The organism is Pedobacter miscanthi (genome assembly GCF_003315595.1).
In the GTDB taxonomy this organism is placed as follows: domain Bacteria; phylum Bacteroidota; class Bacteroidia; order Sphingobacteriales; family Sphingobacteriaceae; genus Pedobacter; species Pedobacter miscanthi.
Window position 1 is genome coordinate 207065 of record NZ_QNQU01000002.1, and the last position, 20058, is coordinate 227122.

Annotated in this window: 17 protein-coding genes; 7 read left to right on the forward strand and 10 right to left on the reverse strand. The window is 41.9% G+C overall.

Features of this window, described 5'->3' with window-relative positions:
• Positions 1-14: 14 nt before the first annotated feature.
• Positions 15-1835 (forward strand): glycoside hydrolase family 99 protein, encoded by a 1821-nt coding sequence (locus tag DRW42_RS02850; RefSeq protein ID WP_208643484.1) that lies wholly within the window; start codon positions 15-17, stop codon positions 1833-1835.
• Between the two features lie 48 nt (positions 1836-1883).
• Here DRW42_RS02850 and DRW42_RS02855 read toward each other — a convergent pair whose 3' ends face one another.
• Together DRW42_RS02855 and DRW42_RS02860 are read right to left on the reverse strand one after the other, a co-directional pair.
• Complete coding sequence (locus DRW42_RS02855; protein WP_113947333.1) at positions 1884-2408, reverse strand: dihydrofolate reductase family protein; 525 nt, start codon at positions 2406-2408, stop codon at positions 1884-1886.
• 63 nt (positions 2409-2471) lie between these two features.
• The gene (locus DRW42_RS02860; protein WP_113947334.1) at positions 2472-3254 is read right to left on the reverse strand and encodes a helix-turn-helix domain-containing protein; all 783 of its coding nucleotides are present in this window, start codon (positions 3252-3254) and stop codon (positions 2472-2474) included.
• 567 nt (positions 3255-3821) lie between these two features.
• Between DRW42_RS02860 and DRW42_RS02870 the strand changes: the two genes are divergently transcribed.
• Positions 3822-4886, forward strand: a complete 1065-nt coding sequence (locus DRW42_RS02870; protein ID WP_113947336.1) for a DUF6588 family protein — start codon at positions 3822-3824, stop codon at positions 4884-4886.
• A gap of 12 nt (positions 4887-4898) precedes the next feature.
• Here DRW42_RS02870 and DRW42_RS02875 read toward each other — a convergent pair whose 3' ends face one another.
• A complete protein-coding gene (locus DRW42_RS02875) occupies positions 4899-5282 on the reverse strand; it encodes a winged helix-turn-helix transcriptional regulator (protein WP_113947337.1) in 384 nt (127 codons plus the stop codon).
• 99 nt (positions 5283-5381) lie between these two features.
• On the opposite strand from DRW42_RS02875, the gene DRW42_RS02880 reads away from it, so the two are divergent.
• The gene (locus DRW42_RS02880; protein WP_113947338.1) at positions 5382-6134 is read left to right on the forward strand and encodes an SDR family NAD(P)-dependent oxidoreductase; all 753 of its coding nucleotides are present in this window, start codon (positions 5382-5384) and stop codon (positions 6132-6134) included.
• A gap of 24 nt (positions 6135-6158) precedes the next feature.
• Here the strand turns inward: DRW42_RS02880 and DRW42_RS02885 are convergent, their stop codons facing one another.
• On the reverse strand, positions 6159-6473 hold the full coding sequence (locus DRW42_RS02885) for a hypothetical protein (RefSeq protein ID WP_113947339.1): 315 nt from the start codon (positions 6471-6473) through the stop codon (positions 6159-6161).
• A gap of 691 nt (positions 6474-7164) precedes the next feature.
• Here DRW42_RS02885 and DRW42_RS02890 point away from each other — a divergent pair.
• From DRW42_RS02890 to DRW42_RS02905, 4 genes are all read left to right on the forward strand, one after another.
• Entirely contained in the window at positions 7165-7650 is a 486-nt protein-coding gene (locus DRW42_RS02890; protein ID WP_113947340.1) for a PRC-barrel domain-containing protein, read from the forward strand.
• Between the two features lie 606 nt (positions 7651-8256).
• Entirely contained in the window at positions 8257-8787 is a 531-nt protein-coding gene (locus tag DRW42_RS02895; RefSeq protein ID WP_113947341.1) for a hypothetical protein, read from the forward strand.
• A 163-nt stretch (positions 8788-8950) separates the two neighbouring features.
• Positions 8951-9805 carry a hypothetical protein gene (locus tag DRW42_RS02900; protein WP_113947342.1) on the forward strand — a complete coding sequence of 285 codons (855 nt, stop codon included), beginning with the start codon at positions 8951-8953 and terminating at the stop codon, positions 9803-9805.
• Between the two features lie 203 nt (positions 9806-10008).
• A complete protein-coding gene (locus tag DRW42_RS02905) occupies positions 10009-11838 on the forward strand; it encodes an ABC transporter ATP-binding protein (RefSeq protein ID WP_113947343.1) in 1830 nt (609 codons plus the stop codon).
• Positions 11839-12255: 417 nt separating this feature from the next.
• Here DRW42_RS02905 and DRW42_RS02910 read toward each other — a convergent pair whose 3' ends face one another.
• The 6 genes from DRW42_RS02910 to DRW42_RS02940 form a co-directional block, all read right to left on the reverse strand.
• On the reverse strand, positions 12256-12747 hold the full coding sequence (locus DRW42_RS02910; protein WP_113947344.1) for a hypothetical protein: 492 nt from the start codon (positions 12745-12747) through the stop codon (positions 12256-12258).
• Positions 12748-12760: 13 nt separating this feature from the next.
• The gene (locus tag DRW42_RS02915; protein ID WP_113947345.1) at positions 12761-13375 is read right to left on the reverse strand and encodes an alpha-ketoglutarate-dependent dioxygenase AlkB family protein; all 615 of its coding nucleotides are present in this window, start codon (positions 13373-13375) and stop codon (positions 12761-12763) included.
• Between the two features lie 311 nt (positions 13376-13686).
• The gene (locus tag DRW42_RS02925; RefSeq protein ID WP_113947347.1) at positions 13687-14793 is read right to left on the reverse strand and encodes a glycoside hydrolase family 88/105 protein; all 1107 of its coding nucleotides are present in this window, start codon (positions 14791-14793) and stop codon (positions 13687-13689) included.
• A 74-nt stretch (positions 14794-14867) separates the two neighbouring features.
• Positions 14868-15215 (reverse strand): hypothetical protein, encoded by a 348-nt coding sequence (locus tag DRW42_RS02930; RefSeq protein ID WP_113947348.1) that lies wholly within the window; start codon positions 15213-15215, stop codon positions 14868-14870.
• Positions 15216-15272: 57 nt separating this feature from the next.
• Positions 15273-16940, reverse strand: coding sequence for a RagB/SusD family nutrient uptake outer membrane protein (locus DRW42_RS02935; protein WP_113947349.1), 1668 nt, complete (start codon positions 16938-16940; stop codon positions 15273-15275).
• A gap of 11 nt (positions 16941-16951) precedes the next feature.
• Positions 16952-20005 carry a SusC/RagA family TonB-linked outer membrane protein gene (locus DRW42_RS02940; protein ID WP_113947350.1) on the reverse strand — a complete coding sequence of 1018 codons (3054 nt, stop codon included), beginning with the start codon at positions 20003-20005 and terminating at the stop codon, positions 16952-16954.
• Positions 20006-20058 lie beyond the last annotated feature (53 nt).

Genomic DNA, 20058 nt, shown 5'->3' on the forward strand with positions numbered 1-20058 from the left:
TAAATCTTTATATTATGAAAAAAACAACTGTCTATTTGCTTACAGCATCGCTGTTATGGGTCGGATGTACGAAGGAAAACCTTCAGCAGGAATCTGCCCTTTCACCCGAAAAATTTGAAAATGCAAAAGCCATTGCCGCTTTTCAAACCATTGGTGTGGTAGGAAAAGTGTATACTGGTTACCAGGGCTGGTTTAGTGCGCCAGGCGATGGTTCACCGCTTAATGCCTGGATCCATTGGGGTGGCAATCCACCTGCGCCGGGTTCATTAACTTTTGAAGCTTACCCAGATATGAGTGAGTATGCCTCAACCAGTCTTTTCCAGTCGGGTTTTGCCAATCTGGGCAACGGAGCTCCGGCAAAACTTTTTTCTTCTTACAAGCCGGATGTGGTAAACAAACATTTCCAATGGATGCAACAGGCGGGCATTGACGGTGCTGCCGTGCAGCGTTTCCTGAACACCAACAGCACCATTATGACGCATCGCAATGCTATTGCTGTAAATGCCAAAAATGCTGCAGAAGCCTACGACAGAAGTTTTTACATCATGTACGACCTTAATTCGGCCGATCAACAGGTAAAAGACGACTGGCTGAATGTAATCAATACCCAACTTAACCTTACGGCCTCGCCAAATTATGCCCGCGAAGGGGGAAAACCGGTAGTTTGTATCTGGGGTTATGGTTTTACCTCGAGGGTACCCACTGCAGCACAGGCCTTGGATATCATTAACTGGTTTAAAGCACAGGGATGTTATGTAATTGGTGGTGTACCGCGAGATTGGCGCACATCAACCGGTGGCTCGAAACCCGGCTTTGAGAATGTTTACAAAGCTTATGATATGATTTCGCCATGGGCAGTAGGTAGTTCGGATCCCGATGGCTATAATACCAATTATACCCTTCCGGATAAAGCCTATTGTGCCACTAATGGCATGGATTACCAGCCAGTAATGTATGTAGGTTTTGCGTGGTCGAACTGGAATGGCGGTGCTGTAAACCAGATTCCAAGGAATAAAGGCCAGTTTTTCTGGAAATGGGCCTATAATTTTCGTAATGCATCAATTCCATCGGCTTATATCGCCATGTTTGATGAATTTGATGAGGCAACCAACATTGCCAAAACTGCCGATAGTTATCTGAATATCCCTACGAACCAGTATTTTTTAACCACAAGTGCAGACGGCACCTATCTTTCGAGCGATTTTTACCTACGGCTTTCCGGAAAGGCAATCCGTATGATCAAAGGTTTGGATCCTTTAACCAATATTGTTCCGATCCCCAACTCTGCCGGACCGCGCTGGCTGGCCACCAGTTTTCAGTCGGGATATGATGGAATGCCCACCTGGACCGATTCGCCTAACCAAACAGCTATAAATACCATCGGTTTTGGCGCAACCGGTAATCCGGTGTGCGGAGTGGTAACCAACGAAACCAATCACCTCGGAAATGCTGCTATCCGGGTGGCAGGCCGCGATAATGCTTCAACCGGATCGAATGTTTATTTCAAAGTTTTTGATGTTGATATACCGGTTACAGCCAGTACCAAATTAAAATTCTGGAAATTCCCGACCAATACAATTTCGAGATATGTAACAGTGGATCTGGTGATGACGGATGGCACTACACTCCGCGATTCGGGCGCTCAGGATCAGAATGGGGCGTCGATGCACCCCGGCACAGCAAAAGGTACCGTTAATACCTGGGGGCAAACTACCTGCACCATTGGAAACTGGTTAAGCGGCAAAACCATCGATAAGATTCTCATCGCTTACGATCATGCAGCAGATACAGGCGATTTTAAAGCTTATATTGATGATCTTATAATCGAAAATTAGATTTGTTTACCATTACTGTGCCTTTAGGTCCAGTAATGGTAATTTTTTTTAAGTGTTTTCGATTTGATAATGCACAGAAACTAAACCAGTTTCGTAAATTTTGCTTTCTAAAAGTTTTAGTTTAGTACGTTGCTCGCTGCCATTAAATAACTGTTTACCACTACCTAAAAGTATGGGATGTATGGAAAGCCAGAGTTCGTCAACAAGCCCGGCTTTCATCAGGCTATCGGATAGCGATGCACCACCGAACAGCCAGATATCTTTTCCCGGTTGATTTTTTATTTTACGAGCTTCAGCAGTACTGTCGCCCGAAATAAGTTCGGCACCTTCTTTAACGGATGTTAATGTTTTAGAAAATACATATTCTTTTAACGCTGGCATTCCCGGCACTGGTTCTCCATGGTGCTGCTGCATCATTTTGTAACTTTTACGACCGATGAAACTTGCATCAATACGCTTAAAAAATTCGTTTAATCCGTAATCCTGATCGGTAAAACACCAGTCGTACTCGCCCTTTGGCCCTTCAATGTAGCCATCCAGTGTAATGGCCAATCCCAAAATTAGTTTTCGCATAGTTTTAATTTTATAACACAAAAATGCGGCAACTCCATCGTGGTTAATTGTACAAAATGGACATCAATATAAAATATGCTCATTTTGCAGCACCTGCCCGGGCGTACAACCGGTATAAACCTTATAATCGCGGATAAAATGCGCCTGATCGTAATACCCGCTTTGATAAGCGATTTCGGTAAGTGAATATGCAGGATATTTTTTAAGGTAATTTAAAGAAAATACAAACCTCGAAACACGCAGGTACTCTTTGGGTGATAAACCAACATACTCCTGGAATTTACGCGAAAGATGCCGCTGACTAAAACCTGTATCATTTACAAGCTGATTTACCGAAACCGAAGCCCCCGATAGCTGTATTTGCTTTAAACAGCGGAGGATAGCTTGACTTTCTTTACCGTTAGCCAGCTGCTTTAACAGGTAATTTTGAACCAGATTTACCCGCATGTCGTTATGATGGGCTGCTGATAACTGTTCTTCAATATCTAAGACCATGTTCCCCCACAAATCGCTTAGTGCTACTGTAGCATCAGATAACGAATCCATCGGGATTTTAATAAACTGATAGGCCATTCCAGGTTGAAAGCATACTGCCATAACACCTGTGCCTTTTCGCATTTGCACATCCATTGGCCTGCTCATGCGTGAAGTTACAATACTCCTTTTATGTAATTTATTACCGATAACCGCTACGGGCGTGCTGGTATAATTAAAAAACAACTCTACGCAGGTGTCGGGCAGTACACGGATGTTACTGATGTCGGTATCTCCATCAGTTTCCATGGTACATATCAGTTTAATGTACGGTTGTAAGGGTTGAATAACTGGATACGATTGTATGCGCATACCTAAAGGTACACATTAATTAAAAACCTATGGCAAAGGTAAACAGCGCCTTATAAAACCATGTAATTTCCGGTAGAAGACCATCTTCCCAGCCAACATTTGCGGGTCGTATTAGCAAATTCACCACTATCAGTAAATGGCACTAAATTATCTTTGTTATCGAAAAAATCTTGAATCTTGGCTGTGGTTTCTTTTTGCCGGGTTCCTAAACGATATAGCTGTATCTGCTCTTTATCAGATAAAGTTAATAAAATTGATCAAGGTTGATTTAAAATCAGAAGTGGATAAAATCCCGGAACAAAATCAGCGCCATAAGCAACGCGCTTAATACAAGGATAAAAAATACCATTGTTTTCGGAAACCGATCTCCATCATCCGCCATACTGTTCTGTTCTAAAGCCTTCATAATTTATTAGGTATGTTGCTTTGACAATCATCAGGTGAAAAGGATTAATCGGGAATAAAATTAAAATAAGATTTACCTGCATTAAACAAAAAACATTTTCTGCAGCTGCTGGTTTGAAATACATATCCGGTCATCATATCACCAGCTGAAGCCTTTTATTCATGAAAAAGTTATTCTTTCTTATCAGTCTCTCTTTATTTTTTATACACAGCGTTAAAGCGCAATTCAATTTCGAGCAATTAATCAAAGCTGGTCCGGCCGATGTTGAAAAACTGGTTGATGCATATTCAAGGCCACTTCTTTACGGCTTCGGACTTGGCATGAACAGTGGATGGGCCAATTCTGCCCACACCATTAAGCCATTGCATTTCGATCTGAGGATAATGGCAACGGGATCGCTGATTCCTACCTCAAAACAAACATTTGATGTTACAGCCATAGGCCTGTCGAGCAATCTCCGTCCCTCCGATCCAAATAAAATATATTCACCAACTTTTACCGGCAACAGGTATACTAACGGTCCTTATATGGATCTTTTTGATGGAAATGGAAATAAGCTGATTTCCTTCGAACTCCCCAGTGCAGTTATCGAAAACATTGTTCCTACGCCACAGGTTCAGCTTACAGTAGGTTTTGCTGCAAATACCGAACTGATGATCAGGGCTGCACCGAGAATAAAACTCGGGGAACGTTTTGGATCCGTTTCACTGTTTGGCTTCGGCATCAAACATAATATTGTGAGAGATTTTGTAGCAAAAGAGGTAGAGAAAACACCCTTTGATTTTTCGCTATTGATAGGCTTTAACCGGTTAAATTACAACAGAGGACTAAATGTCAGGCCGCTGGGTGGCATGATTCCTGAAAATGCTGAACAGGCCACTGATTTTTCGGGCCAGAAGATATATGGCAAATTTGACAACTACCTTTTACAGGCCACCATTTCGAAAGAGATCCATTTTTTCAGTCCGTTTCTATCGCTGGGTTACAGCATTTCATCCGCTACATTGGGACTAAAAGGAAATTTCCCCATTCCTAACAGTATACGCAATGATCAGGTTGCTTATATTACCTATCAGGATCCTTTTGAACTCAAAAGAACCTATCTTAAAACCTTTCGCGGGGATGTAGGCTTTCAACTCAAGTTTCCCGTTGTCAGGGTTTATGGATCCTATGGATTCTCCGGAGGATATGGCATGCTGAGTGCAGGTATCGGGCTGGGCTTTTAAGGATGTGCGGTTTCAGGGCAAATTTCCCTTTAAATCAGCCTGTTTTTTTAATGCTTTATTCTTCTTGCCCCAGGCACTCAGTTGGCAAAAAATCGGAAGAAACTCCAAGGCCATTGGTGTTAGTTCATATTCGACTCTTGGCGGAATCTCGGCGTAAACCGTTCTTTTAACCAGTTCATCCTGCTCCAGCGCACGCAACTGTAGTGTAAGCATCCGCTCTGTGATATATGGAAATTCCTTTTTCAGCTCACCAAATCTTAATTTCCGGTTTCCCAGTTTATCCAATATCACAATTTTCCACCTCCCCCCGATTTTGTTGGCCGCGTAGGTAAGGTCGCATTCTGTTATAAATTTTTCGTTCAGGCTATAGGTCGAATTTTCTTTTCGTGCAGTCATTACTTACAAATTTGTCTGTACCACACAAGTGGCTGTAAATCCAATAAAAATACGTGCTATGGGTTATTATTGCAAGGTAATTTTAATAGAGAAAAAAATATGGATTTATATTTAAAAGGAAAAACCGCACTGGTAACCGGTGCATCCAAAGGTATTGGCAGGGCAATTGCCATAGCGCTGGCTGCAGAAGGCGTAAAAGTTTTCGCAACAGGTCGCAACCTCAATTCACTAAACAATCTTGCCAATGAGATCATCGCAAATGGCGGCCCTGCCCCTGTTTTTTTTGCACAGGATTTGCTGGCACCTGATGCGCCTTCCAACATTGCCACAGCGGCATTATCTGCAATGGGGCATGTCGATATTCTCATCAACAATGCAGGGCAAAGCCAGCCAGTAAGTCCTGCAGGATCAGAAGAACCCTGGAATAAATCAATGACTTTGGATTTTGAGCGCCCAAGGCAGCTTACTGAGGCCTTGATACCATATTTTATAGCCCGTAAACAGGGTGTTATACTTAATTTAACCAGTACTTACGAATTACGTTCGTTAAATGTTTCTGCTGTTGCAAAAGCAGCTTTGGCCGTATGGTCTAAGCAACTTTCGTCTGAGTTGGGCAAATACGGCATCAGGGTGAATTGTTTGCAACCCGGACTTATTGATACAGATAACATCCGTCCTTATTTCCCGGGCAATGAACGTCAGAAATTTGCAGAAAGTGAAATACCCCTACAGGATTTTGGTGAGGTACAGGATATGGCAGATATGGCCGTTTTTCTCGTTTCTCCCCGGGCAAAATATATTACCGGTACGGTTTCCATAGTGGATGGCGGAGGCAGACGTTCACCATTCTGACGGTAAGGTCTAAGCAGCCTCATTTTACCAGGCTTGCCTGGTATGCTCGGCTACCATGCTCTTCCATAGGATATAGCCCAGTCTGCTACAGCTTTCGGCCACCAGGAATTCTACATCGGAAGGTACATCGTTCATAATCCGGTAACGGATTTTGTATTTTTGGTTGTAACTAAGTTGTACGGTGAGGTAGTGCGCTGAAGATCTTCTGACTGAAAGGCCTGCAAAATGAAAGTCTTGTAATTCTTTTGCAGCCCGCTGTAACCTGTTGTTCATAATTTTGGCCAGCGCCTGCTCCTGCTTAAATTCCGTTTCTAAAATAGCGACTACCGTAACCTTCATATGCCGAAATTACCATCTTTTAAATCATTTACAAAGCCCGTTTTGGTAACTATCTGTAAACGAGAAACAATTTATTTTCTAACAAAAAAACGGCATAACAACACCAAAATTGCATATTTTTAACATTCATACCGTAAAGACAACAGCCTCAGATGGCTACCTGAAAACGCCTTCATACTTTCGCTGATTTTGTGTTTTTGTTGTGAAGAAATAAGTGATTAAAATTTCCATTCTCGTAAACGCATACAACCCTTAGCTATAACTTTTTTTTAAACAATTTCAATGTTTTTCGCTTTCGTCATAAAAAAGTAATATATTGTATTCGCTAAACTAAACCACACTATATGTTTGAAACGATCAACGTAAGTATCGGACTATTTTCGGTACTAACCAGCCTAGGTATCCTGATATTCCTTTGCAAACCAAGTCGCCGCGAAGAAGACTAAAAAAGAGCCGGATATCATTTATCCGGCTTTTTTATTGTCATTTCCATATCAAATCAATCCTTCTCATAAACAATTTTTACCGCGACCTCAATACAGCTATAATCCGCTTCAAACCAATTAAATAACATCAATCACAGCTGAAATTTCAATCGGATATTATTGATCCTTAACCTATTTATTTCAAAAAAACACAAACCATTGGCTTAGGGCAGGTGTTGTAATTACATACATTAAATCTATTTATCATGAATTACAATCAGATCACCTATAGCAATCTTCTAGAATTATCTCATAGCGATTATACCCTTACCTCAGGCGAAGCAAACATTAAAGGCTGGCCGGTAAAAACAGGCGAAAACCGGATTGGTAAAGTGGCTGACCTTCTTTTTGACCCTGAAGCAGATACTGTACGCTATGTTATAGTTTTGCTTGATGAAGGCACTACAACTGTAGAAGAAAAAAAAATATTGGTACCTATCGGCCTTATCGATCTTGATACCAATGAAAAAGCGGTTTTGGCACCTGATTTTCATCAGGATCAACTGGAAGCCATGCCAAGGTACATTATGGACGAGGTAACTCCTGAAATGGAAAACCAAATCCGCCAGGTTATTGGTAGCCCCGCAGCATTAGTTATGGAAGATGAAGCAGTTGAAATAGACAGGCAAAATTTTTATCGTCACCATCATTTCGACAAGAATATCTTTCCGCAAGGGCGTGAAAACAACTAATATAATGCGAAAACATCCGTTTTCTAAGAAAATTTGTCACATTGAGCTTGTCGAAATGCCATCAATAATGTTATTGCTGATCTTTCGACAAGCTACCATGTATGTCATTTAGTAATCCACTGATAGTAAACACCTTACTAACTACATTCATTTCCGACTGGCCAGGCCAAAGCACTATCTCCCTTTTCTCTTTAATTCCGGCCTAACAAATTTTTCGGGATAAACTGATCAAGCCAACCTAGTGGCTTTAAAAGAAAAATTTTCAGCCGGCGTTTTATTAATAAGCTGTTTATCTTTTTTATTTGCATTAATGAGCTCGGCAAGCCTCGGTTTTGGTTCTTTTTGACGCTAAAAAGAAGGAGCCCATCGGCAGCGGCGGACCTGTACCGACTTTTCATCTGTCGCCGCGGTAAGATTGCGCAGTAGGGCAAAAATGTTGTGAGTAATCCTTCGACTACTCCCAGGATGACACTCAATTTATAATGCATTCTTATCTTTAAACTCCGAGCATTTCTGCCTGATCATCCATGTTTTTTAAACTTTTGTCTATTTGGATTTCTAATTAATAAGTTTACTTTAGCATACTATCACATTAACCTACTCAACATGAAAAATTTCAGATTAACACTCTTAACTGCCTGTCTGATTTGCAGTTTAAACTTTGCAGCAAAGGCCATCATCGTTCAGGATACACTACACGTGGTGCGCGATGATCAGTTTTTAAACTATCCACTAGGAACATTTAATAGTTTCGAATCATTTAAAAATACCAACACCAAACTCATTCCATCTAAAAGCATTAGTGTCAGGCCATATAAAAACGGAAGAACTGAGCCTGCAACAATGTTTGCTTTGCAGAAAAGCTATGCTCGGTTTTACCTTAATAAAGAAACTAAAAAGCTTGAATTGATTGGTTCGATAATACTCGGCAACGAAATGCCTCTGCAAAACGGAATCGTAGTTGGTATGGAACGTACAACATTCTTTAAAAAGATGAATATTGTGGATGAAAATACATCGGCTAACACTGTAGAAATTACTTCTAAAACAGCAGGTATACGCCATTTTTATCAGTTCAAGGATAATAAACTCGCCAGTATCATGATTTTTTCCAACCTTTTTTATCAAAAAGATTAGATCTGTTGTTGTGTTTTAAATAAACACTTCATTTTTGTGGGGGAAATTGTGTTCAATCGCCATCAACCCACAAAAACAGAGAAAAATCTTCTAAAGGTAATTCATAGCCAAACAAATTTTCTTTCCTGTTGTTTGAAAAATTATAATCTGATTATACACTCACATGGTAGAAAAATACACTCCTGCAGGTCATGCCTCGGCATCCAGCGTCATCACTACATTAGTTATAGGTATCGTTGCCTCGCTCCTTTTACCCCTATTTTATATTATTCTTTCTCAGTTGATCCCCAACATCTGGTTTATTGCCATTTGTGCATTTTTATTAGGCATGGCATTGGGATTGATGATCAATCTGGGTATTAAAATTGGTAAGATCCGAAACTTTAGGATTGCAGTTGTGATCGCGATTGTATGCAGTTTACTGGCATTCTATGTACAATGGGTTTTCTTTGATGCGGTAATGTATAGCCGTCGTGGTTTTACATTTAATCAAAGCTCGACAGATCTTAAACAACTCATACTGGATATGGGCTTTCTGTTTGTTCATCCGGGCATCCTTTTTAAAGAAATTGTGGCACTGAACGAGGTTGGTACCTTCCGCATACAGGGAAGCAGTAATATATCCGGTATACTTTTATGGGTAATATGGCTGGGCGAATTCCTGGTGATTATTGGAGGTACGGTGTTCGTTGTTGGCAACGGCCAGGTTAAATTACCTTATTCGGAGCTGAACGATCAGTGGATGAAGCCACGCAAGCCAAGCTCAGTTATACCATTTGTTGAGGATAAAGAGCATTTAATAAACCAGCTAAATAACAGGAATTTTGATATTTTAAAAAACAATCCCGAGGTATTAAGAGAAGCCGAATATGGTGAGGTAGTGATTTATGAAGCCATGGGTGATCCTACAAAATATATCTCCGTGATGAATGTTACTGCACCATCAGGCAAGAACAAACAAGCCAGAAAAAAAAAAGTGCTGTCGCATTATCCGATTCAAAACAATCCCTCAATCTGATTTTTTTTAAAGCCTTTATGATGTCCCGACAGAGAATTGGATACTTATTTTGGCTTTTTATTAAATTTTAAAAGATTTTTAAAGTAATTTTTGTTTTCCGCCGTCTTATCTATTGTAATAGTCCTTCTAACCGGCACCAGCAGGAAGGTATAACAATATTGAATAAAAAATGCAGTTTTGATAACTGCATAATAACCTGAATAATGGCAAGAAAACAATTTAACAGTGGTAATGCACCCGGCATTGAATTATCAAAAGCGAAGATAAACAGAGAAACATTAAGCCATGTTGCACGATTGCTCACCTACTTAAAACCATACCGTAATCAATTTATCGCGGCTTTGTTTTTTCTTTTCTTGTCGAGTTTGGTTGGGCTTGCTTTCCCTACATTTATTGGTGCATTAATAGATACCGCACAGGGTAAACACACCAATGGTTTTCTCCCGGCAAGTATCCAGGGAATTTTGTTGCTGGCATTTATTGTGCTGGCATTGCAGGCAGTAGTATCGTATTTCAGGATACTGTGGTTTGTAAATGTAGCAGAACGTTCACTGGCCGACATCAGGCGCGATACCTATTTCAAGTTAATTACCCTTCCGATGAACTTCTTCTCCAACCGCAGGGTTGGCGAACTCAACAGCAGGATATCGGCAGATCTTTCGCAGGTTCAGGATACGCTTACCACCACTATCGCCGAAATGTTAAGGCAGGCCATTTTACTGGTAGGTGGTATTGTTTTTATGGCGGTGATTTCGAAAAAACTCATTTTTGCCTTGTTACTGGTATTGCCTGTAATGATAGTATTTGCCGTACTATTTGGTAAGTTTATCAAAAAAATCTCACGCCAGGCGCAGGATAAAATGGCCGAATCCAATACCATTGTAGAAGAAACCCTAATGGGCATCGGTAATGTAAAAGCTTTTGTAAACGAATGGTATGAGGCCAGCCGCTACCGCAATACCATCCGCGAGGTGGCCAATATCGCCATCAAAGGAGCAAAATACAGGGGTATGTTTGTTTCTTTTATTGTATTATGTGTATTTGGTGGCATTTTAGCAGTGGTAGGTTATGGCTGTGTGCTGGTAAGTCAGCATGAAATTACTTTTGGCGAACTGTTAAAATTCTCGCTTTATGCCATGTTTCTCGGGAGTTCGCTCGGCAGTTTCCCCGAACTGTTCGCCAACCTGCAAAAAGCAATTGGTGCCAGCGAAAGGGTACTCGAAATATTAGCTGAAAAGGGTGAAGCGGTATCTATAAACAGAAATGATAATCAGGTTGAACAGAAAATAGAAGGAAACCTGAGTTTTAACCATGTTAATTTCTCTTATCCTTCCCGTCCGGAGGTACAAGTGCTTCATGATATGTCTTTTGAAGCCAAAGCCGGACAAAAAGTAGCCATTGTAGGGCCAAGTGGCTCAGGAAAGTCGACAACTGCAGGATTGATTCTTCAATTTTATCATCCTCAAACCGGAGGCATATTTTTTGACGGTAAACCTGCAGCAGATTATTCACTTGCCGATATCAGGAACCAGGTGGCCATTGTGCCGCAGGATGTAATGTTATTTGGAGGAACCATACTCGAAAATATTGCTTATGGCAGGTTAAATGCAAGTAAGGCTGAAATTATAGAGGCGGCCAAACGGGCAAATGCACACGATTTTATCAGCTCTTTTCCAGAGGCTTACGATACAGTTGTGGGCGAGCGCGGTGTAAAGCTCTCCGGCGGACAACGTCAGCGGATTGCCATTGCCAGGGCATTGCTTAAAAATCCATCTATATTGATTTTGGACGAGGCTACTTCATCACTGGATTCCGAATCGGAACGTTTGGTGCAGGAAGCGCTCGAAGAACTGATGAAGGGCCGTACCTCAATCATCATTGCCCACCGCTTATCCACCATTCGCGAAGCTGATAAAATTATTGTAGTAGAGGGCGGAAAGATTATTGAATCAGGTACGCACCGCGAATTGATTGATAATGAAGCGGGTTTATACCGGTATTTGAGCGGGTTACAGTTTGAGGTTGGAGCGTAATAAGGTTTTAAAAAAATGCGTAACATGATAATATCAGGACAGGCCTTTTTAAGGCGTAATGCTAACTTGCTTTGAAAACTAACAGGTTTTACCGAAGAACCCCCGTCAATCCCAAGTGCGGGCAAATCAAAAAAACAGTAGCAAAACAGAATAATTGGCACTACCAAACCTAAAACGCAGTGGTTTTGTGCAGCTCTTGCAAAAATTTTAACTTCATGGATATTTACTGCACAAAACAAAGTGCCTCTGTTTTTTTGATGTGAGATGGGCTTGTGTGAAAGCACATTGCTGGATTGACGAAGCGCTTTGGGTACTTTGGCGCTCCAAAGTACCATGCCCCCGCGGCATAGGAGCGGAAAAAATCCTTATATTTTATCAATATTAATATAGTACAGTATTTTTTAATGCTACAGTTTTTTAAACCTGCCACTTTTTTAAAGGACTATGGCGCATTTCCTGCTTGCGGCCGCTGGTTTCGAACCTAAAATCGCTGCTGAAATCGCTGTTATAAATCCTGAAGGAGATCTGCCATTCATCTTTCAGCATATCCGGAACAAACTGAAAGAAAACACGTTCGAACAACTCAAAATTAATCTCTGGCATGCAAATCACCATGTATTCATGGTCGGAGTTTGCAATAACCTCATGAACAAGCTTTGGCCATCGGGAGATGATTTCAGAAGGCAACTTCAGAAAATGTTGTTTCTCGATCAGCTTTACGGCATCACTAAGGATTGTGTTAGAAATTACGCCCTCCAGAACAGTCCACTGCCCGTTCTCGTTTAAAATGCTGCACAAAAGTTCGTCGCCATCAAGTACCGACCACGGACCGGCAGACGAAAATTGGATCAGCTTAAATTGCTGGTCTTCTCCATTGTTGTTTGTAAAAAAATAATCAAGTTCAGTCATGATATCAATCCACTTATTGCCCGATAATTTTCCGAAAGGTTAAATTTAACCTCGCGCCCATTGTTTTTGAAGATTTAGCTATGCGGTGATCCCATTTTGCCTGTAAATCGCCTTTCATTAACAGTAATGAGCCATGCTCGAGCTTTATCGTATATTTTTCGCTGTGATCGGCTTTTTTCCTGATATCAAACGGACGAACCTGACCGAGCGAAAGCGATGCAATAACGGGATGCGAACCCATTACTGTTTCATTATCGCTATGCCAGGTAACAGAATCCTGTCCATCGCGGTAATAGTTTAATAGTACACTGTTAAAACTTATCCCGGCAACAGGTTCAATCAGTTTTTTTAAACGTAAAAGTTCATTAGTCCATGTTAAAGGAGTTGATTTTCCGAGCGCATTATAATCCAATCCTTCCGGATCGCCGTACCAGGCCGAAAGCCTCGGTGTGATCACTTCCTTATCGTACATTTTAACTATTTTCTGCGTCCATGGTGTATGTTCGATCATGCCCGAAAGCATATTGTAACCTTCGGGTGCTGAAATAAATCCCGGCAGGTATTCCAGCACTTCGCCGGGCAGGCCGGGTGTTTGACCTGCTTCGCTAAAAAAACTCAACTGCTCCATCCTCTGCAAAGATGCGAAACATTTTTAAAATACTAAAATTATTAGTATTATTTCGACAAAAGCGCCTGTTACCGATATCGTAAATGAAGATAACCTGGGGAAACTCTTCCCCAGGACTATCATGTTGTGCACTCCCCGGCCGTATGAGATCGGCCGGCGCTAACCAAACGTGGCACAATTTAAGTTTGTTGTTCTGCAACATCCAGCATATCCACTACTTTTAAATGATGATTGGAAAACAAGATCATCCGTGTTTATCCGTGTACATCTGTGGTTATAGAGAATTAACTACATGATATTGGTGGCAGGTTTTATTTTTCCAGCAAGGCAAATGTGCACCAGAGGTATGGAGATTGACCATGCGAATCGCCAACATTGCGTGGGCGGTCGTAATAGTATTGTTTATCATTTTTCTTATTTGTGCCTACACAAACTTCGGCTACATCGCCTTTATCATTGATATAAGGCACCAAGGCCAGCCATGCCTTACGGGCAACCGGTGCATATTCCTGCTTATCCAGCCAGCCTTGTTTTACCCCCGAAATGAGCGCATAGGTAAACATCGCCGATCCTGATGTTTCGGCCCAGCAATCAGGTTCATCAATCAACTGGTTCCATATACCGCCTGGTCTCTGATAATCTTTTAAACTCTTCATCATGGTTTGATAACCCTGCAAAATACGTGCACGGTCTTTATTATCTTTAGGCAAAAGGCGCAAAAGCTCTGTCATGCCCGCAGCCATCCAGCCATTGCCTCGGCCCCAGTAGAAAGGTACATCAGGCGCATGGTAAAAAAGACCGTTCGGGCGCTGTAATTTATCCAGGTACATCACCATTTCGCTGGCTGCCCTGTTGATATATTTCTGATCGCCGGTAGCTTTAAATGCCTGTGCCTGAACGATGGTAATCATATACATATCATCAATCCATAAACGGGTTTGCCACGAATAACCTTTGCTGTCCCATTCTTTTTGTTCGGCATTTGCACGCGCTGGCAGGGTCCACTGTGTATCGGCATAAGGCAGGCCCTGCTCCAGGTATTTTTTATCTTTGGTGGCCTGATAGAATGCTAAGGGCAGACTGCCGAACATATTCAGGTCAACATGGTTCATAATTGGCAATAACTGTTTCTCTTCCGAATTGAGCTTCTCGAACCGATCCTGCAGTAATGAAAAGAGCTTTTTATCTTTGGTTTGTTCTGCATATTTTAAGGCTCCGGTCCAGTTAAAGGTTTCGGGATAACTGATCCATTTTCCGGCATGCAGCATGTGTTTTCTGTCCAGAAAACGGTAAGCAAGCCTTTTACCCACCTCTTTAGGGCCAAATCCTTCAGGAAAGTCTTTTAACAGGTTGCCCTGGGCAAATAACAACTGGCAGGGAAGCAACAGCACCAGTAAGGTTAATAATTTTTTACGCATAGATTTATAATTTGGTTTAAAATAATCGGGATGATGGCTGATTATCGGATTAACCGGAATTAACTAGCCATTACCTATTCAAGCTCCTGACAGAAAAATTTTTCTTTCAGGAAAATATAATCCGAAACCACGTTTAGCATGGTTTGATAGTAAACGTTTTTACTTAATCCCTCACCACTAAAGCATACTGCATGGCCCTTACCCTGGCCTATTTCAGAAAAAATCAATTTAAAATCAGTTGAGTAAAGCCAGCTATGCCGTAACTGATCGCTTTGATCGATATGGCATTCGATGCTGCAAACACGTGGCAAAACACCGGTAAAACCCAGGCTGTAATCTACAGCCAGTTTTACCACCCCATAACCTAAAAGATCTACCAGTACTTCTACTGTTTTCACCTCTTTCTTGATGTTTTCTCCCATGGCATTATTGAACGGTTGTTAAAAGCGTTTTCGTTTGATCAGACTTAACAGATAAAATTAATACCCTGGATTTTGTGCCAGCCTTGCGCCATTATTCCGTTCTATTTCGGAAGCTGGTATTGGCCATAGGTTATAGGTTGGTAAAATATCGTTGTAATAAGGATTGCACTTTTTCACTCTATCGTAAACAAGCCCCAAGCGCATTAAGGTAATTCTTCTTTTTTCTTCCGAACCCAGCTCGCGCATACGCTCATCCAGGATATAATCGATATTTACGCTTGCCGGTAATACAGGCGAGGCATTGGCCCTGCTGCGTACCACATTGATATCTGCAGCTGCCTTATCGAGCTGACTTAAACCCAAATAAGCTTCGGCCCTTAACAGATAGGTTTCTGCCAGCCTAAACATATACTGATCAGCATAAGTACCGCCGGCACTGGCTTTAAGCAAAAGCTGCGATTTATCCTGGAACATCCCATCAGGGTGATCGCCCGGCGTGGTAACTTTTGATTGGAATGCATAAAAATCCCTGCGGGGCACGGTGATGCCGGCTGGAGGATTGATGGTTGATATGGTTTGGCCAAAACTCGGATGGGCAGGATTGGTAACCTTAAATTCGCGCACAAAGTTGAATGGTGCGTTCCTGAGGTCGTTATTAAAATCGCTCTGCCAGATCGCATCCGAAAAATATTTTGTGGGTATTGCCCAGCCGATGCCACGGCCACCGGTATAATCGCTTATCGGGTATAAAAAAGGCTGAACACTACTGCCAGCAAGTCTGAAAGTGAGAAACTGCGGAGCAAAATGCCTTTCCATCTGGTATGAGCCACCAATACCTGTGGATACTGTTCCGCCGCCGGGAACATCGGTTTCGAACTGAATTACCCACAAAGCTTCCCTGTTGGTCCCGTTTTTACGGTTCTGGTTGCCCCTTTGAAAAAGATCCCAGTACACATTTTTAGTGGCATCTGTTGATTTTACCCCAAACCTGATTGTCATTAAACCTACATTCGGGTTACTGATTACGCTTGTTGCAGCATCTGCAGCATTTTGAAACTGCCCTACGGCCAGGTAAACTTCTGATAAAAGATGATAAGCAGCCAGGTTATTTACTTCTCCATCCTGCACCAGGTTAATGGCCGGAAGATTAGTGGCTGCAAATTTAAGGTCGCTGATGGCCTGCTCAAGAACAGCTGTTTTTGTGGCCCTTACATAATCTGTTTTTGGATTAACAGCCTCTGTAATACTCAAGGGTACTCCACCATATAAATAAGCCAGTGTACGGTAGGCCATACCCCTGAAAAATTTTGCACGCGCTTCCATCAGTATTTTTTCGGTAGCATTTAGTTGAGAGCCGGGAATACGATCGATAATGGTGTTCGACTCTGCTACGATTTTGTATAGGGAAGTCCAGTGGATTAACGGAATTTCTGTACTTAAGGGAGAATATGCAGCAACCATATTGGTATGTCTGGTGGTAGCCGGCTGACCATCAAAAACCAGATCGCAGCCAAATACATAATCGAAAGGGCGTTGTTCGCCACTGTTGTAAAATTCGCTTCTTACACGGTTATACTGGTTATTTATGGCTGCTTCGTAATCCTTTGCGGTGGTATAAGCATTATCTGTAATTAAGAAATCGAGTGGTTTTTCGTTCAGGAAATCCCTTTTACACGAAACAAACGAAATGGCAATAGCCGCTATAATGAAGGTAACTTTTTTCATCGGTTTTTAATTTAAAATGTAACATTTAAGCCCACGGCATAACCTTTAAATACAGGCCGTCCGTCGTTTGTAAGGCCCTGGTTGGTCTCCGGATCCCAGCCTTCCCAATTGGTCCAGGTGGCCAGGTTACGTCCGCTTACAAAAAGGTTCAGGTTTTGCAGCTTCATCTTTTCGATCAGTTTTCCGCTGAATTTATAAGAGAGCGAAACATCCTGCAAACGCACAAAACTGCGGTTCTGGAAAAGTGGCGGATTTAACGTAGCTGATACAAATGACCGGGGGTATTTTCCGTTCGGATTATCGGGCGACCAAAAGTCTATACCGCTCAGGTAATTGTTCCTGATGGCATTATCATCCCTGATTACCCTTGGGGTATTGCCGGCGAGGTAAGATTTTGAACCGCCCTGTATCGCATTAAAGAAAACACTCAACGTAAAGTTTTTATACTGAAAGTTGTTTAACAGGCTCAAACGGTATGCAGGTGCAGACGATCCTAAAATGGCCCGGTCGCTGGCATTGATTACCCCGTCGCCATTCTGATCAACAATGCGGTAGGTGCCTGGCGAATAGCCCGTTGGTATCTTTTCGCCGATCTGGTAAATCCCGTTTACCTGATAATCATAAATTACCGCGGTTGGCTGCCCGATAAAAAGTCCGCTCTGCGGCAGGTCGTCTTCTATACCATCGCCGTTAAGATCGCCCAAAAGTTTAACTATTTTATTGGTGTTACGCGAAAAACTCAATGTAGAATTCCATTGAAAGCCACCACTATTGATATTTTTGGAGTTTAAAGAAATTTCGACACCCTTGTTGTTCAGCTGCCCTATATTGGTTAGGATGTTATTGAAACCTGTTATTACCGGAATATTGACCGAATAAAGCAGGTCGGTAGTTTTTGTATTATAATACTCCACTACGCCTGATAACCTGTTTTTTAGGATACTAAATTCGAGACCAAGGTTAGCACCGGTGGTACGTTCCCATCTTAAATCGGGATTAGGCAACGAATTAACCTGCTGCCCCAGCTGGGTTGAACCGCCGTCGCCAAAAACATACGATGCCCCTACGCCAACTGCGGCCAGTGATGAGTAACGCGAAGTCTGGTTACCGGCCACGCCATAACCCACCCTCAGCTTAAGGTTATCAACCCAGTTTACTTTAAAAAACGATTCTTTTGAAATATCCCAGCCTACCGACAGTGATGGAAAAACGCCATATTTATTGTTCTCTGCAAAGCCAGAAAAACCGTCTCTCCTGATGGTACCCGTAAAGAGGTATTTACTCTCGTAATTGTAGTTTAAACGGATCATCTGGTAATTTAATGCCTCTTTCCAGGCATTGGAAATGGCAAACCTGTTGGTGCCCTGCTGCAAATTATCGTAACCCAGTGTTAACCTCGAAAAACCTGTAGAATAAGCCCTGGTATAACTGCTCTCGCGCTCACTGGCACCGTAAAGCAATGTTGCGGTGAAACTGTGTTTGCCTATGGTTTTGTTATACGTTAAAAGGTTATCGAAGGTATAATCATAATAAGTTGTATTTTCTTTCGAAGCCTGTCCGGTAAGGTTGGCATCGTACATATTAGAAATGTTTTTCAGATCAAGGCGGTAATTGTTACCGAAACTGATTTTGTAGCTGAGGCCTTTAACCGGTAGCTGTACATTGGCATAAACATTAGCAAAGAAATAGTTGTGCCGGTCGTAATCATTTGCCTGATAGTTTAGAAAAGGGTTAACCAGATTAGTGGCAAAAGGATTGATTTTATAGTTCCCGTTATTGTCCCAGGGTAAAATCAATGGCGACATCAGGTTGATATCTGCAAAGTTAGGTTCTACACCATCCTCGTTGGTAAAGGTGCCGAATGATTGCAAGCCAATGGTTAGCCAGTTAGTTGCCTTAGATTCGATATTCGCCCTGATAGTTTTTCTTTTAAAAAGATCGTTTTTGATAAAACCCGAATTTTTGGTCAGGCTTCCTGATAAAAGATAGGTAACCTTTTCGCTTCCCCCCGAAACACTCAGCTGATTATCAATAATAGATCCGGTTCTTGTTGCTTCATCAAACCAGCTAAAATCGTTTGGCAAAAGGTTACCCTGTGCATCTTTCATGGAGGCATCTACCTTCGAAACCAGGTCGAATGCCGGGTTTGGCCGGGTAAAATCGGGTGCCAGAAAAGCCTGATCATAATATAGATATTTCACATGGTCCAGGTATTCATCCCTAGCCATTGGCTTTAAATCAATATTGGGTTTTTGCGTGGCAAACTGTGTTGAAAAGGATATTTTGGTTTGCCCAATTGAGCCCTTTTTACTGGTAATCAAAATCACCCCATTTGCGGCCTGTGCACCATATACCGCGGTTGCGCTCGCATCCTTTAATACATCGATAGAGGCAATATCATCAGGATTGATAGAAGTTAACGAACCAAGGTATTGTACGCCATCCAGAATAATCAGTGCATTCTGGTTACCCCCCAAAGTATTCTGGCCGCGTATACTGATGGAAGGTGTGGCACCTGCCCTGTTTACCTGGCCAACATTTAAACCGGGAACCGTTCCCTGCAAAAGGTTGGCTACATTGGTTGTGGGAGCGTTTCTGAAATCGTCTAAATTTGCCCGCACTACCGACCCCGTTACATCGGCTTTCTTTTGTGTACCATAACCCACCACCACAACTTCATCCAGGTCGGATTGGGAGGATTTTAAAACAATGTTGATGTTTTTAAGGCTGCCAACCGCTTTTTCCTGTACATCGTAACCGATATAAGAAAAGGAAAGAACGGCCTGTTCATTCGGGACGGCAATTTTATAAACCCCGTTTTCGTCGGTTACCGTAACCACCTGGCTATCTTTTAATTTAACAGAAACGCCTGGAATGGGCGATTTGGTTTTTTCATCGGTTACTTTACCGGTAATGATGATATCGGCATTGTTAGCAATGGTAAACCATAATCTGCTATCCGGTTCTGCCTTTGGCTTGCTGCTGTTTCCGGCATAGGCCATAAACGAAAAGGCCAGCAAAAAAACGATCGTAATTATTCTTTTTGGTAGAACTTTGTATTTCATATTTGGTTAGGTTATTAAATTAAATCGGCATAAAGCCTCAAAACGCTATTTCT

Excerpts from the sequence above, each read along its gene's own strand:
- DRW42_RS02885 (WP_113947339.1), bottom strand. The coding sequence starts at position 6,473 with ATGAAGGTTACGGTAGTCGCTATTTTAGAAACGGAATTTAAGCAGGAG.
- DRW42_RS02900 (WP_113947342.1), top strand. The coding sequence starts at position 8,951 with ATGGTAGAAAAATACACTCCTGCAGGTCATGCCTCGGCATCCAGCGTC.
- DRW42_RS02905 (WP_113947343.1), top strand. The coding sequence starts at position 10,009 with ATGGCAAGAAAACAATTTAACAGTGGTAATGCACCCGGCATTGAATTA.
- DRW42_RS02870 (WP_113947336.1), top strand. The coding sequence starts at position 3,822 with ATGAAAAAGTTATTCTTTCTTATCAGTCTCTCTTTATTTTTTATACAC.
- DRW42_RS02915 (WP_113947345.1), bottom strand. The coding sequence starts at position 13,375 with ATGGAGCAGTTGAGTTTTTTTAGCGAAGCAGGTCAAACACCCGGCCTG.
- DRW42_RS02935 (WP_113947349.1), bottom strand. The coding sequence starts at position 16,940 with ATGAAAAAAGTTACCTTCATTATAGCGGCTATTGCCATTTCGTTTGTT.
- DRW42_RS02940 (WP_113947350.1), bottom strand. The coding sequence starts at position 20,005 with ATGAAATACAAAGTTCTACCAAAAAGAATAATTACGATCGTTTTTTTG.
- DRW42_RS02880 (WP_113947338.1), top strand. The coding sequence starts at position 5,382 with ATGGATTTATATTTAAAAGGAAAAACCGCACTGGTAACCGGTGCATCC.
- DRW42_RS02910 (WP_113947344.1), bottom strand. The coding sequence starts at position 12,747 with ATGACTGAACTTGATTATTTTTTTACAAACAACAATGGAGAAGACCAG.
- DRW42_RS02855 (WP_113947333.1), bottom strand. The coding sequence starts at position 2,408 with ATGCGAAAACTAATTTTGGGATTGGCCATTACACTGGATGGCTACATT.
- DRW42_RS02890 (WP_113947340.1), top strand. The coding sequence starts at position 7,165 with ATGAATTACAATCAGATCACCTATAGCAATCTTCTAGAATTATCTCAT.
- DRW42_RS02850 (WP_208643484.1), top strand. The coding sequence starts at position 15 with ATGAAAAAAACAACTGTCTATTTGCTTACAGCATCGCTGTTATGGGTC.
- DRW42_RS02895 (WP_113947341.1), top strand. The coding sequence starts at position 8,257 with ATGAAAAATTTCAGATTAACACTCTTAACTGCCTGTCTGATTTGCAGT.
- DRW42_RS02860 (WP_113947334.1), bottom strand. The coding sequence starts at position 3,254 with ATGCGCATACAATCGTATCCAGTTATTCAACCCTTACAACCGTACATT.
- DRW42_RS02875 (WP_113947337.1), bottom strand. The coding sequence starts at position 5,282 with ATGACTGCACGAAAAGAAAATTCGACCTATAGCCTGAACGAAAAATTT.
- DRW42_RS02925 (WP_113947347.1), bottom strand. The coding sequence starts at position 14,793 with ATGCGTAAAAAATTATTAACCTTACTGGTGCTGTTGCTTCCCTGCCAG.
- DRW42_RS02930 (WP_113947348.1), bottom strand. The coding sequence starts at position 15,215 with ATGGGAGAAAACATCAAGAAAGAGGTGAAAACAGTAGAAGTACTGGTA.